Below are 14000 nucleotides of genomic sequence, written 5' to 3'. Positions count from 1 at the left end.
ATGAAAAAAATTTTACTTTTTGTTTTACTTTTGTTATCTACGAATATTTATGCAGATAAATGGGATGACTTTTTAAAAGATAGTGGTTTTCCAAAAAAAGTAGTAGATGATGGAAGTTTGGTAAGTGGTAAGATTTTAGATGCAAAGGTAAGCTATCAAATTAAAAATAATGATGGAATAAAAGGAAACTTTGAAAATAGTGATAGTGCAAAAGTTATAATTAAAAATAAGAAAGGTCAAACTTTAAGTACTGAAAAGTTTTTGAATGTAGCTCAACTTAGAGTTTGGGGAAGAGATAATTTTATTGAGATTTTTAGTTTTGTTATTGGGGATAGAAAATTAGACTCAAAAACATTAAATGAGATTACAAATTTGGCAACTATCGCTTTGATGAATAAAAATATAAAGTAAATTAAGATTTAAGCTAAACTATTTTGGAATAGTGTAGCTTATTAATTTTGCATTATTTTTATCAATATCAATCCAGCTATTACAATCAAAATCTATTTGCATAACTGCACCCTCTTCGAATTTCTCTTTAAATCCTAAAAGTGTAACTGCTAAAGCAGTTAAAGATGGATTATGACCTACTAGTAACATAGTATCAACTGTATCATAAGTGTATGTGATAGTTTCTATTAGTTCATTTACAAATGCCATATATAAAACTTCATTAAGCATAATAGTTTTGTTATATCCTAACTCACTTGCAAAAATTTCTGCTGTGTGCCTTGTTCTTACTGCAGGACTTGCTACTATTAAATCAATTTGATGATTTTCCAAAGCCAGTTTTTGAGCCATTTGAGTCGCTTTTTCTATACCATCTTTAGTTAATTCTGTATCATAATCGTATTCATTTTGTGTTTCTCTTTGTTTTGTTGTGTGTCTTACTATAAAAAGTTTTTTCATTTTTCCCTACTTTAAATAAAAATGCCAGATTTTAACTATATTTTTATAAATTAATAATAAAATTATCAAAAATAGATATAAGGAAATATTGTTAATGTTTAAAATTTTTTTTAAAGTTATCTTTTTTGCTCTCTTGTCAATATTTTTATTTGTATTTATATATATGTTAAGTGAAAGTATTCTTTCAAAAATTACAACAAATTACTCTATAAATGAGGATCTTGAGTATGAAATTTTTATAAAATCAAATGGAGTTCATACAGATGTGGTTTTGCCTATAAAAAGTGATATTGTAAACTGGTTTGAGTTTTTCAATTTTGAAGATACTTTAAGCAAAAGAGATGATTTTTCATATATTAGTATTGGTTGGGGTGACAAAGGCTTTTATTTGGATACTCCAACTTGGGCGCAATTAAAACTTAGCACTGCTTTGATTGCAGGATTTGGGCTTGGAAATGCTGCTTTACATATTACATATTATGATGAGATTGTAAAAGATGATTTAACATACAAAATAAAAATCTCTAAAAAGCAGTATAATTCAATAATATCTACAATAAAAGACTCTTTGCAATATAAAGATGAAAAACCAATAAATATAAAAACAACATCTCAATATGGACAAAATGATGCTTTTTATGAGGCAATAGGAAGTTATAGTATTTTTCACACTTGTAACACTTGGACAAATAATTTGTTAAAAAAAGCATCTTTACCAGCTTCTTTTTGGCTAGCATTTGATGATGGAATTTTGTATCAATATAATAAAAAAAGCAACCCTTGACCAAAGAGTTGCTTTAAGATTTTATTTTAACCAAATCTATCTTAATTTTTAAAAGCGATAACTTTATTTCTTCCTTCTTTTTTTGCTTTGTATAAAGCAAGATCAACTTTTTTTAGAAGTTCTGTACTTAAAATTGGTTCATTTGCTTCTGCTACACCTAAGCTTATTGTTAGTTTTGGAATATCTTTGAACTTATGTTGTTCAATGTTTTGTCTTATTCTTTGAGCTATATAAAAGGCATCTTCTATATTTGTATTTGGTAGTAATATTAAAAATTCTTCACCACCAATTCTAGCAAAAGTATCATTTTCTCTTAAGTCTTTTTCAACAATTCTACAAGTCTCATGAAGTACATAATCACCAACATCATGTCCATAATTGTCGTTTACATTTTTAAAATGGTCTAAGTCAAGCATTATTAAACTAAAGATTGTTTTATCTGATTTTAATTTTTCTAATTGCTGATTAAAAATATTAAAAAAATAGTACCTATTGTATATTTTTGTTAAATCATCAATAGATGCTAAATCTTTCATTTTTTTGTAAGCATTTTTTAGTTTATTTGTACGATTTTCAACTTTTATTTCAAGTTCGCTATTTAATTTTTGAAGTTCAATAGATTTCTCTTTTAATGATTTATTCAAAATATTAAAAGCATTTAAAAGCATTCTTGAAATTATATAAGAAATAATAAAAGATAATATAGCAAAAATAATAGCCAAAGATAAAGTAACATTTATATTTTTATTATGCTCTTTTAGCTCTATATCTCTTTGTTTTTCTATAATATTATTAATATCTTCTAAATAAAAACCACTTCCAATGATTAAATCACTGTTTGGTAGTTGTCTTACAAAAGATACTTTATCTTCTATTAAATTTGTATTAGGATTTAGCCATTGGTATGTTACAAATCTATCTGCAGATGAGTTTTGTGTTATTATTTTTACTACATTATTATAATTTTCATTATCCACAATATATAGGTTTTGACCCTCAAGATGACTTAAAAATGAGTGAATAATTACATCACCTTTTGTATTAAAGATAAAATAGTAATCACTAGCTGTATTATTTATATTTTTTATTAGATTCAAGAAAGATTTATAAGCTTCCTCTTTATTTTCAGTCAACAAAACTTGATTTTTAAATATTTGAGTAGCAATTTGGATATTTGTTTTCACCAAACTCTTTTGCTTATCTATTAAATCATTTTTATATAGTTCGAAATTACTATTAAGTGTAGATTTATAACCAGTTATTATTAGATAAAAAACTAAAAAAACAACCAAAGGAATAAAAATCATAGGAGCATATTTTATAAAATTAACTAATCTTTTTTCCATATCAACTACTTTTTAAAATTATAAGGAAATTATATCATAAAAGAATAATAATCCTAAATTAAAGCCCATTCATAAAATGCAATTGTTTCAATATTTATTTTTTTATTATCTATTTTTTGATTATTTGAAATAGTAATAATCTCTATTTTATCTATATTTAGCTCTAAGGCATTTTTTATAATTTTTTTTAGTAAATTTGAATTTAATTCAATATTAAAAAAAGGAATACAAACAATTGCTAAATTATCCTCTTTTATATAAAAATCAATGTTGTCAAGATAATAAATAGTTTTTTTCTCTTTTAAAAGCTCCAAAAAAATCATATTTGAAAACTCTTGTTTAAATTTTTTTGAAAAACTAATAGCACCCAAAAAAGCATAATTATAAGAGTATATTTTTTTCAAACTCTTCTCTTGATTGTATTTTCCTACAAAAAAAATAGAATTTTTATCTTCTAACTCTTTGCACTCTTCATAAAATCTATCTTTTGAAATTTTTATTTTTATTTTTAATTGATTAAATAGTTGGAAAATTGATTTTTTTTCATCAATATTTTCTATTAAAATTTTAAAAATTTCATAGCTTGTATCATCTTTTGAGTTCATTTTTATAGTATCTTGAAGTTTTGATATTTTTTTATGTTCTTCTATATTTATAGAAAGTGGTAAATTTCCATATTTTAAAAAATTATTGAAACTTTGAGTAATATTTTGATGTTTATTATCAAACATAAGATACTCTTCAAAATCCAAGGCAAAAAGTTCTATTTTTTTGAAATTTTTATATTCGATATTCTTTTGAGAAGTCAAAATTATATTTTCACAATTTGGAATTTTACATTCATTATTAAAATTTTCTAAAACTAAAACTCTTATATTTTTTAAAGATATAAAATCATTTAATAAGCTTAACTCTTGGTTTATATTACTATTTCTTAAATCAAAAAAATCAATATATAAATACTCTTCATTTTTAAAGTTACTTAAAAAATCAAATACTAAATAAGATTTTCCAACTTTTGAAGCTCCACATATTATAGTTTTTTTGTGTTCAATTTTTATTCTTCTATCAAAAAAATTTATTTTGGAGAAGTTTATTTCATAGTTTTCTTCAAGTAGTTTCATTTTTTACTCAAGTTTATCGCCTCTTTTATTGCATTTATATAGCTTTTTGTATTTGGATTCTTATTTTTATATGCTATATCAAAAGCTGTTCCATGGTCTACACTAGTTCTTATAATTGGAAGATTTAAACTAATATTTATACTCTCATCAAAATATAGAGCTTTTAATGGAGTTAATCCTTGGTCATGATACATAGCAATAAAATATTTGTAGTTTTTTCTATTATTTGGAGAAAAAGCAGTATCAGGAACAAGCGGATTTGAGAAAATATTTTCACCTAAAATTTTATTTGCTTTTTTTATAGCTTTTTGGATTTTATTCTCTTCTTTTCCTAGTACTCCACCATCTCCTGCATGTGGATTTAGTGCTAGAACGGCTACTTTTTTTGCATTTGTGCAAGAGTGAAAATTTTTTAAAAAATTAATAAGCTTTTTTGTTTTTATACTTTTTGCAACATTTTTTAAAGCAATATGTTCTGTAAATAGTGCTACATACATCTTTTGGCAACCTAGCATCATAATTGCATCTTTATTATAAAAATCTCTTAAAACCTCTGTATGACCCTTATATTTTAGCTTTGCTTTTCCCCATGATTCTTTGTTTATTGGCAAAGTACAAATTGCATCTACACTTTTTATATTTGCAAGATTTATTGCATCCATAAAAGATAGATATGAAAAAATACCAGATTCTTTTGTAGTTTTTGAAGGTAATATTTCGAAGTCACCAAAAGTCTCATGTAGCATAAAATCATTAGGAATGGGAACTCCTAAAAGCATAGAAGCTTGTTCAAGCATTTGGCGATTTATGCAATATATAGGTTGGCAAATTTTTTTTATAGTATCGTGAGATTTTAATGCAATTTCTACACCAATACCGTTTAAATCTCCAATACTAATAGCAATTTTAGGAAGAGTTGTCATTTTGAAATAAGATTTCTCATCTCAACTATTGCAGAAGATAGTCCTGTAAAAACAGATCTTGCAATAATACTTTGACCTATATTTAACTCAATAATATCTTTTATTTCACAAATATTTCTTATATTTTGATAATTTAATCCATGACCAGCTGCGACTTTTAAGCCTAAATTTACAGCATAGCCTGAAGATATTTTGATATTTTCTAAACTTTTTTCTAATTTGTCTTTAAGTTTTTCTTTTGGAAGTTCTAACTCTTTTATTGAGTGTTGAGTATGTTTTAAATTTGTATGTAACATAGCATAGATATTTGCAAAAGTTCCTGTGTGAAGCTCTACCCAAGAGGCTCCTAACATATTTGAAAGTTCTATTGATTTTAAAGTAGGGTCTATGAAAAGTGAAACTTCAATATCATTTGATTTTAATTGCTCTATTGTACGGCTTATTTTTTGGAAATTATTTTCCAAATCAAGACCACCTTCAGTTGTTACTTCTGCTCTATTTTCAGGTACCAAAGTTACTCTATATGGTTTTAAATTACAAACAATATCTATAATATCACTATTAATAGAACACTCTAAATTTATTGGAAGTGCTGATTGTTCGATTATAGCTTTTGCATCTAAATCGTGGATATGTCTTCTATCTTCTCTTAAATGAATAGTTATTTGATCTGCACCTGCAAGTTTACAAATACTAACAGCATCTAGTGGATTTGGATCATTTATTTTTCTAGCCTCTCTTAGAGTTGCTATATGGTCAATATTTACACCTAAAAGCATATTTTTTCCTCTTTTTCTTTTGTTTACGATAAATCTTTTAATGTTGCAATATTTGCTGCTAGTTTATTGTGAACTTCTAAATACTCATCTTCATTTATAGAGTCTGCAACAATTCCAGCACCTGATTGGAAAATTATTTTATCTTTTGTTAAAAGTGAAGTTCGAATAGTTATTGCACTATCCATATTTCCATCAAACCCAAAGTAAGCAATGCTTCCAGAGTAGAAATTTCTTTTTATTTTTTCAAAATTTGCTATTAATTCCATAGCTCTTATTTTTGGAGCTCCTGTCATTGTTCCTGCTGTAAATGTTGCCATAAATAGGTCAAACATATCGTATTTTTCATCTAAAATTGCTTCAACATCTGAAACTATATGCATAACATGAGAGTATCTTTCTATTCTCATAAGCTCTGTTACTTTTACACTTCCAGCACGTGCAACTCTTCCAACATCATTTCTTCCTAAATCAACAAGCATTAGATGTTCGGCTCTCTCTTTTTTGTCGTTTATTAGTTCATTTTCCATCTCTAAATCTTTTTCTAAAGTAGAGCCTCTTTTTCTTGTACCTGCTATTGGTCTTAAAAGTAGGTGACCATCTATTAATCTAATCATAACTTCTGGACTACTTCCTGCAATACTAAAATCTTCAAACTTTAATAAATAAAGATATGGACTTGGATTTTTACTTCTTAATGCTCTATAAAAAGATAGACTATCAACAACTGCTTGTTGAGTAAATCTATTTGAGATTAAAATCTGAAATATATCTCCAGCTCTTATCATCTCTTTTGATTTTTCAACGATAGAAAAAAATTCTTCTTTGGTAAAGTTAAATTTCCCATTATCAATTAATTTTGCTTTTTTTAGTGGAGTATAAATATATGGTTTTAAAAGCTCTTTTTCTATATTTTCAATCTCATTTTTCAACTCATCCATTGAAGTAAGGATTACTAATTTTGAAGTTTTGTGGGAAAATGCCAATATTATCTTTGGTCTTATTAAATCTAAATCAGGAATGTTCAGCTCATCTTCTAAAGAGTTCATAGAGGCTTTTAGTTTTGGTTCAAACTCCTTTCCTATGTCATAACCAACATTTCCAATAAATCCATCAATCAAGCCAATTCCTAGCTCTTTTGATTTTTCTTTATATATGTTTTTTTCAAAATTCTTATAATACTTTTTTAAAAATAATAGAGGGTTGTTGTCTACTTTTTCTATTATTCCAATTTCATTTTTAAAAAAACATTCATTGTTTTTGTACCAAATTCTCTCTCTTGCTCCAATTATTATATATGAAAAATTTCCATCATTACTTGAACTTATACTACTTTCAAACAAAAAACTAAGCTCTTTTGGATAAAGAGCTTTTGTTTTTTCATAAATAGAAACAGGTGTAAATTGGTCTAAAAATAGAGTTTTACTATAAAAATTCATAAATATCTACTAATAATTTACTATAAAAGTATTTTGAATATTTAACTTATTTTTAACAGATGATACATCATTTGATGCTGCTGTTCTACTGCTATAAGGACCAATAAGAAGTTTGTTAAATGTACTACCTTTTACATCTTCTTGGATAACTTTATATTTAAAACCTTGGCTTGTTATATTTTTTAAATAAGATTCACTAGGTCTTTTTGAAAATGCGCCAATTTGAATAAAGTAACCACTTCCAGTAGTTTCTTGATTTGTTGATTTTGCTCCAGAATTACCTTCAACTAAATCTCTTATAGATTTTTTTGGCTCAGCTTGTGTTTTTGTAGATGGTGCTACATTTGTTTCAGATGTTTTTGAAATCTGTTTTTTCTCTTCAATCTTTTTTATAGTTTCATCAAGAGCTTCATTTGGAATAGAGTTATCTGAGAAATTTTCATTTTGAGCCATTTTAGCATCTTCTTTTGTCTCTTTTATCATATCTAATCTATCATTTGAGCTATTAATTTGTTGATTTGTTGATGGTTCTATGCTATCTTTTTTCGCTTTATCATCTAGTATTCTTTGGTATCTATCTTCTATATTACCACTATTTTCAGATAAAGTTTTCATTTCAGAAGAGTTTTGACTATTTGAAGTAAACGGGTCTTCTTTTTTTGAATCACCTGTTAGAAGTCTTATAATAATTATTGTTAGTAAAAAAAGAACTACTAAAACAATACCTAAAATTAAGTATTTTTTCTTATTGTCTTCTCCACCTTGTTGTTGATTTAGCATAATATTGTCAAATTCATTGCTATCATCATAATTGATATTTTGCTGTAATCTATTCATCTCATTCATATCATCGTTGTTATCTATACCTTTGTAGGCATTATTTAGATTGTTTGTAAGATTTATATTTCCCATAGATATCCTTGTTTCATCAAGTTCACTTAATTTTTTTTCAAGCTCTTCTTTTTCTTGTTTTAGTTGAACTTTTTTTACAAAATCATCACCTATTATTTGCATAATAACTCCTTGCTTCTAAACTTTATTAATACGTCGAACTACTGTAAATCACAAACTTACTAGCTAACTCTTCAAGCTCTTTGTTTATTTTTTTGTGTAACTCTTTATCTTCAATATTATCTAATACATCACAAATTTTATTTGCAATATATTCAAACTCTTTTTCTTTCATTCCTCTTGCAGTAAGTGCTGGGCTTCCTATTCTAATTCCTGATGTTACAAATGGACTTCTTGTCTCACCTGGAACTGTATTTTTATTTACAGTTATTCCTGCATCTCCAAGTGCTGCATCTGCTTCTTTTCCTGAGAATGGTTTATTTAAGAAAGATACTAAAACTAAGTGATTATCTGTTCCACCACTTACTATATCATAACCTCTACTTACTAGAACTTCTCCTAGTACTTTTGCATTAGCTTTTACTTGTTTTGCATAATCTTTCCATTTTGGATCAAGTATCTCTTTAAATGCAACAGCTTTAGCAGCAATTACATGAACAAGTGGTCCACCTTGAAGTCCTGGAAAAATTGCACTATTTATTTTTTTAGCAATATCTTCATCATTTGTCATAATCATACCACCTCTTGGACCTCTTAGAGTCTTATGAGTAGTTGTTGTTACAACATGAGCATGAGGAAATGGACTTTGGTGCTCATTTGCAGCTACAAGTCCTGCAATATGAGCAATATCTGCAAATAAAATAGCTCCAACAGAGTCTGCTATTTGTCTAAATCTTTTAAAATCAATCTCTCTTGCATATGCACTTGCACCACATACAATGATTTTTGGCATAACAATTTTTGCAATCTCTTCTACTTTATCATAATTGATTCTTCCATCAAGTTCAACACCATAATAAAATGCAGAGTAGTTTTGCCCTGAAAAGCTTGGTTTACTTCCATGAGTTAAATGTCCACCATGAGATAAATCCATTCCTAAGATTTTATCACCAGCTTTAAGAAGTGCTGCATATACAGCACCATTTGCTTGACTTCCACTATGAGGTTGAACATTTGCATAAGAACATCCAAATATTTCACAAGCTCTATCAATTGCAAGTTGTTCTACTTTATCAGCAAATTCACATCCACCATAATATCTTTTATATGGATAACCTTCAGCATATTTATTTGTAAATACACTACCCATTGCTTGCATTACTGCTGGAGATGTAAAGTTCTCACTTGCAATCATCTCAAGATGATTTGTTTGTCTTTTTAGTTCTGCTTCAATTATCTCAAATACTTCTTTATCTGCTACTTCTAAATTATCGTTTGTTATGTAGTTCATTTATTTCTCCAATTTTTATTTTTCAGATTTTATTATTTTTCTTCATTTTCATCTAATAATAGATCAAAATCTTGTTTTACAGGTTTCATTGCAGGGAAAAGTAAAACATCTCTAATTGAGTGTTGATTTGTAAGCATCATTACAAGTCTATCAATACCAATTCCTTGACCAGCTGTTGGAGCCATACCATAAGATAATGCATTTACAAAATCTTCATCCATCTCGTGAGCTTCATCATCTCCGCTATCTTTTGCTGCCATTTGTCCTTCAAATCTTTGAAGTTGGTCAATTGGATCATTTAACTCACTAAAAGCATTTGCAATTTCACGCCCAGCAATGAAAAGTTCAAATCTATCTGTTAAATGAGGTTTTTCATCATTTCTTCTTGCAAGTGGTGAAATTTCTACAGGATACTCTGTTATAAATGTTGGATTTATAAGTTTATCTTCTACAAATTCATCAAAAAGTTCACCTTGAAGTTGTCCAAGATTTAGTTTTGCATTTGCTTCAAGTTTATTTTCTTTTAAAAACTCTAAAATTTTCTCTTTATCTTCAACTATTTCTTGTGGAACACCACCAATTTTATATAAAGATTCAATAAGAGGTATTTCACTAAAATTTGTAAAATCTACTTCAAGTTCTCCATAAGGTAAAGTTGTAGGAAGATTTAAATTTTTAAATAGATATGCAAAATACTCTTTTGTAATAACAATTAAATCTTTATAAGTTTTATATGCCCAATAAAATTCAATTGATGTAAATTCAGGATTATGTGTAGCATCCATTCCTTCATTTCTAAAGTTTCTATTTATTTCAAATACAGCTTCAAATCCACCAACTATTAATCTTTTTAAGTACAACTCAGGAGCAATTCTTAAAAATCTATCAATTCCTAAAGCATTGTGATGAGTAACAAATGGTTTAGCATTTGCTCCACCAGCAATTGGGTGCATCATAGGAGTTTCAACTTCTAAAAAGCCTTTATCTTCAAAAAATCTTCTTGTTAAACTTATAACTTTACTTCTTGTGTGAAAAGTATCTCTAACACTACTATTCATAATTAAATCTAAGTATCTTTGTCTATATCTTAGCTCTTTATCTTGTATTCCATGAAATTTTTCTGGAAGTGGTGAGATAGCTTTTGTAAGAATTGTTAAACTATCAACATGAAGCGAAAGCTCACCTTGTCCTGTTACGAATGGATAACCTCTAACTTCAATAATATCACCAACTTCAATATATTTTTTGAAAATATCGTTATAAAAATTTTCCTCTAAATTATCTCTTGCAACATAAACTTGAAGCATCCCACTTTCATCTTCTAGTTTAAGAAAACTAGCTTTCCCCATAAGTCTAAAAAACTTAATTCTTCCAGCTATTGTAAAGTTTCTGCTTTCATCTCTTTTTGTTTCAAGATTAAAAATATCTTCATTTTTTGTTAAATAATCTTGTATACTTAGTTCTCTTTTTGTCTCATTTGCATATGGATTTATTCCTAAATCTCGCAAATTTTGAGCTTTTTCTATTCTTTGTTGTATAAATCTATTTTCAAACAATTTTTAAATCCTTATTCTTCTTTATTTCTAATATCTTGCAACTTATCTTTTGTACTATCTAAATTTTCTTTTAAATTGTCAAGTTGCTCTATGTTTTCTTTCATATCATTTAAAGCAGGTTCTATGCTCTGTTTTGTTTCTTCGATACCATTTTGTATTGAAACTGAACTATCTGTTGCATTTTGAATAGTTTTATCAATACTATTTACAACTGCTGTTGTGTCAAATTTTATTATGTAAGAACCAACACTAAGTAAATGAGGCATCATAAAAGATTTACTAAATTTTTCATCTATTACTTTTTTAAATGATCCTACTTGATTTAGTGAATAAGCAATAACAGAAAAAATAAGGAATATTTTTAACATTCCAAATATAAGACCAAATATTCTATCAACAATTCCTAATCCACTTGCACTAAATATTTTACTAACAACAACACCAGCACTATAAACAATAAGCCAAACAGCAATTAAAGAAACTACAAAACCTATTAGTTTTATCGTTGATTGGTTTTCTATTACAAGAATAGGAGCTAAAAGTCCGCCAACTTCTGTTGAAATTCTTGATGCCACAAAAATAGCACCAACAATACCAACTATTCCAAAAACTTCTTTTATTAAACCTCTAAAAAGTCCTTTTAAACCAAGCAATAATGTAATAAGTATAATAACTAAATCAAAAACTTCAATATCTTGCATATAAACAATCCTTTTTTCAATAATCTGTGCATTTTACCTAAAAAAGATAAAATAAAAGTTTAATTAAAATTTATATTAATATTTAAACCTTTGAGTTTTTTATTTTTATACTCAAAATCTTCATTTTTAAATTCCATTTCAAAATGAAGATTTTTTACAAAAAATTCATTTGTTGTAAAAAGTCCTAATCCTACACCAAAAGATTGATGTTTTGTAGTAAAATATGGTTCGCAAATTTTTGTTATAATATCATCTTCTATCCCATTTGCGCTATCTTTTATTGATAAAACTTTATTTGAAAAGTTTATTAGTATATACCTATCTTCTTTATTCTTGTTATGAACTAGTGCATAAATTGAGTTATCAATAATATTTAAAATTGAGTCAGAAAAATCACTTTGATTACAATTTATAATAAAATCTTCACTATGTTGAAATTCACAAACAATATAGTTTTTTTCAAATATAGTTTCACAAAATAGTATTACATTTTCTACCATTTCAAGCAAAGAGTGACTTGTAATAGTTTCGTCTTTTTCAAAAAAACTTGAAAAGTTTTCTATTGTATTTGAGAGTTTGTTTGTATTAAAAATAATTTTATCGCAAGATAGTAAAATCTCTTTTGTATTTAGCTCTTCTATTTCTTCTTTTAGCTTCATTCCACTTGCTATTGTACTAATTACACTTAAAGGTTGTCTCCAGTGATGTGCTATGCTATTTAGAGTATTCTCTATAGCATTTATTTTTGATTGTTGAAATAGAGTTTTTTGTTCATTTTTCTCTTTTTCTAGCTGTAAAATTTCATTTGTAACATCAATAAAAGTAACAATAATAGATAAATCAATCTTTGCACTAGAAGTTTTTACACTAAAGTGTCTTAGTTCATCTTTTGAATTTTTCATAGCAACTTTAAAGTTTTTATCTTGATTTTCAAATATATATTCAACCCAATTTTTACCATCATAATCTTTGTTGATAACATAATCATCTTTTTCTAAATCTATAAAAAAAGTGCAGATACAAATATGTTTTTCCTTGAACTCTTCGACATCTTTAACTAAAGGAAAAAATGATAATAGTTGTTTATTTGCATCTATAATCTCTTTTCCGTTTGTTATTATTACAATATTTGGTTGAGAGTTTAAAAGAATTTTATTTTTACTATTTTGATATTTTATATCTCTTAAATAATATATTAGAATCGCTGTAAATAAGACAATGAGTGCTATAAATGTTCCTAAAATTGTTTGAGTTTTTATATGCTTTATATTTTCTATACTTATGCTATTTAACTCTATAAAATTTAGTATATATGCTAAATTGTTGCCATTTTCATCAAAAAGTGGATATTTTGAGATTAAATAATCATTTTCTACAATAAAATCATCTATATTTATATATTTTTCAATACCATTTTCTTTTATGTAGTTGTATAAATTCATATCAACATTTTCATTAGCAATATAGTAATCATCTATAAAAAGTTTTGATAAAAGAGGATTTGTCAAATTTTTTCTAATACTTTTATCTCCTATTACAATAGGAGAGATACTGTTTTTTAATAAATCTTCTGAAATTGAATCAAAATGAGTAACAACTTCTAATGCTCCATAAAAATTATTATTTTCATCAAAAATAGGAACTCTTGCTTTTATTCCTACATTAAAAAGTCCAGCACTAATCGAAGTTGAAATCTTTTTTAAAGCTTCTATTTTCTTTAAATCAGGTCTAAAGTTAAGGCTTCCTCTTATATTTGTCCACGACCTATATGCACTATTTAAGTTATTATCAAAAATTTGAATCCAAACATTTTTATACTTTGAATACTCTTCTATTAATTTTGCAATTTGTACATAATTTAACTTTTCAAACTCTTTGTTTTTTAAATGTGTATATAAGTTTTCATCTTTTGATAGAGAAATTGCGATGGCTAAAGAGGTATTTTTTTTATCATTAATTAAATTTTGTGTTTTTTCAAAAGTATTTTTATGTGTAGTTTGATATATTGAGTTTAGAAGCTGTTTTTGTTTTTCATTTATATAATAATTTGTTAATATTATTGCAAAAAAAGTTGAAATAATAAATGCAATGATAATTAAAAATATATTTCTTTTTTTGTTCAAAATGGTTTTCTTTTTGT

13 protein-coding genes are annotated in these 14000 nt (G+C 26.3%); 2 read left to right on the top strand and 11 right to left on the bottom strand.

The window, feature by feature from the left end; genetic code table 11:
• Positions 1-411 carry a hypothetical protein gene (locus tag CJ670_RS06690; protein WP_105939371.1) on the top strand — a complete coding sequence of 137 codons (411 nt, stop codon included), beginning with the start codon at positions 1-3 and terminating at the stop codon, positions 409-411.
• Between the two features lie 18 nt (positions 412-429).
• Here CJ670_RS06690 and CJ670_RS06685 read toward each other — a convergent pair whose 3' ends face one another.
• The gene (locus CJ670_RS06685; RefSeq protein WP_105939370.1) at positions 430-909 is read right to left on the bottom strand and encodes a SixA phosphatase family protein; all 480 of its coding nucleotides are present in this window, start codon (positions 907-909) and stop codon (positions 430-432) included.
• Positions 910-1072: 163 nt separating this feature from the next.
• On the opposite strand from CJ670_RS06685, the gene CJ670_RS06680 reads away from it, so the two are divergent.
• The gene (locus tag CJ670_RS06680) at positions 1073-1693 is read left to right on the top strand and encodes a TIGR02117 family protein (RefSeq protein WP_228154219.1); all 621 of its coding nucleotides are present in this window, start codon (positions 1073-1075) and stop codon (positions 1691-1693) included.
• A gap of 41 nt (positions 1694-1734) precedes the next feature.
• Here the strand turns inward: CJ670_RS06680 and CJ670_RS06675 are convergent, their stop codons facing one another.
• Genes CJ670_RS06675 through CJ670_RS06630 form a run of 10 tightly spaced genes read right to left on the bottom strand, consistent with a single transcriptional unit; the run spans position 1735 to position 13983 of the window.
• On the bottom strand, positions 1735-3039 hold the full coding sequence (locus tag CJ670_RS06675) for a diguanylate cyclase (protein WP_105939368.1): 1305 nt from the start codon (positions 3037-3039) through the stop codon (positions 1735-1737).
• A 53-nt stretch (positions 3040-3092) separates the two neighbouring features.
• On the bottom strand, positions 3093-4163 hold the full coding sequence (locus CJ670_RS06670) for an ATP-binding protein (RefSeq protein WP_105939367.1): 1071 nt from the start codon (positions 4161-4163) through the stop codon (positions 3093-3095).
• Positions 4160-5086, bottom strand: a complete 927-nt coding sequence (gene pdxA, locus CJ670_RS06665) for a 4-hydroxythreonine-4-phosphate dehydrogenase (RefSeq protein ID WP_105939366.1) — start codon at positions 5084-5086, stop codon at positions 4160-4162. Before pdxA ends, CJ670_RS06670 begins: the two co-directional genes overlap by 4 nt.
• Positions 5083-5865, bottom strand: coding sequence for a pyridoxine 5'-phosphate synthase (locus CJ670_RS06660; RefSeq protein ID WP_105939365.1), 783 nt, complete (start codon positions 5863-5865; stop codon positions 5083-5085). The genes pdxA and CJ670_RS06660 overlap by 4 nt, the downstream gene beginning before the upstream one ends.
• Before the next feature lie 23 nt (positions 5866-5888).
• Positions 5889-7301, bottom strand: a complete 1413-nt coding sequence (locus tag CJ670_RS06655; protein WP_105939364.1) for an anthranilate synthase component I family protein — start codon at positions 7299-7301, stop codon at positions 5889-5891.
• A 9-nt stretch (positions 7302-7310) separates the two neighbouring features.
• Positions 7311-8315 (bottom strand): SPOR domain-containing protein, encoded by a 1005-nt coding sequence (locus tag CJ670_RS06650; RefSeq protein WP_105939363.1) that lies wholly within the window; start codon positions 8313-8315, stop codon positions 7311-7313.
• Between the two features lie 25 nt (positions 8316-8340).
• Positions 8341-9603 (bottom strand): serine hydroxymethyltransferase, encoded by a 1263-nt coding sequence (locus tag CJ670_RS06645; protein WP_105939362.1) that lies wholly within the window; start codon positions 9601-9603, stop codon positions 8341-8343.
• Between the two features lie 32 nt (positions 9604-9635).
• The gene (lysS, locus tag CJ670_RS06640) at positions 9636-11159 is read right to left on the bottom strand and encodes a lysine--tRNA ligase (RefSeq protein WP_105939361.1); all 1524 of its coding nucleotides are present in this window, start codon (positions 11157-11159) and stop codon (positions 9636-9638) included.
• An 11-nt stretch (positions 11160-11170) separates the two neighbouring features.
• Positions 11171-11860: a CvpA family protein gene (locus CJ670_RS06635; protein ID WP_105939360.1), complete on the bottom strand. Its 690-nt coding sequence runs from the start codon at positions 11858-11860 to the stop codon at positions 11171-11173.
• A 59-nt stretch (positions 11861-11919) separates the two neighbouring features.
• Positions 11920-13983: a PAS domain-containing sensor histidine kinase gene (locus tag CJ670_RS06630; protein WP_105939359.1), complete on the bottom strand. Its 2064-nt coding sequence runs from the start codon at positions 13981-13983 to the stop codon at positions 11920-11922.
• Between the last annotated feature and the right edge of the window lie 17 nt (positions 13984-14000).

Origin of the sequence: Arcobacter cryaerophilus gv. crypticus (assembly GCF_002993025.1) — a bacterium.
Taxonomy (GTDB): Bacteria; Campylobacterota; Campylobacteria; order Campylobacterales; family Arcobacteraceae; genus Aliarcobacter; species Aliarcobacter cryaerophilus_B.
This window is presented reverse-complemented; position numbering and strand designations above follow the sequence as displayed.

Excerpts from the sequence above, each read along its gene's own strand:
- CJ670_RS06635 (WP_105939360.1), bottom strand. The coding sequence starts at position 11,860 with ATGCAAGATATTGAAGTTTTTGATTTAGTTATTATACTTATTACATTA.
- CJ670_RS06675 (WP_105939368.1), bottom strand. The coding sequence starts at position 3,039 with ATGGAAAAAAGATTAGTTAATTTTATAAAATATGCTCCTATGATTTTT.
- CJ670_RS06680 (WP_228154219.1), top strand. The coding sequence starts at position 1,073 with ATGTTAAGTGAAAGTATTCTTTCAAAAATTACAACAAATTACTCTATA.
- CJ670_RS06650 (WP_105939363.1), bottom strand. The coding sequence starts at position 8,315 with ATGCAAATAATAGGTGATGATTTTGTAAAAAAAGTTCAACTAAAACAA.
- CJ670_RS06690 (WP_105939371.1), top strand. The coding sequence starts at position 1 with ATGAAAAAAATTTTACTTTTTGTTTTACTTTTGTTATCTACGAATATT.
- CJ670_RS06670 (WP_105939367.1), bottom strand. The coding sequence starts at position 4,163 with ATGAAACTACTTGAAGAAAACTATGAAATAAACTTCTCCAAAATAAAT.
- CJ670_RS06655 (WP_105939364.1), bottom strand. The coding sequence starts at position 7,301 with ATGAATTTTTATAGTAAAACTCTATTTTTAGACCAATTTACACCTGTT.
- CJ670_RS06685 (WP_105939370.1), bottom strand. The coding sequence starts at position 909 with ATGAAAAAACTTTTTATAGTAAGACACACAACAAAACAAAGAGAAACA.
- pdxA (WP_105939366.1), bottom strand. The coding sequence starts at position 5,086 with ATGACAACTCTTCCTAAAATTGCTATTAGTATTGGAGATTTAAACGGT.
- CJ670_RS06645 (WP_105939362.1), bottom strand. The coding sequence starts at position 9,603 with ATGAACTACATAACAAACGATAATTTAGAAGTAGCAGATAAAGAAGTA.
- CJ670_RS06660 (WP_105939365.1), bottom strand. The coding sequence starts at position 5,865 with ATGCTTTTAGGTGTAAATATTGACCATATAGCAACTCTAAGAGAGGCT.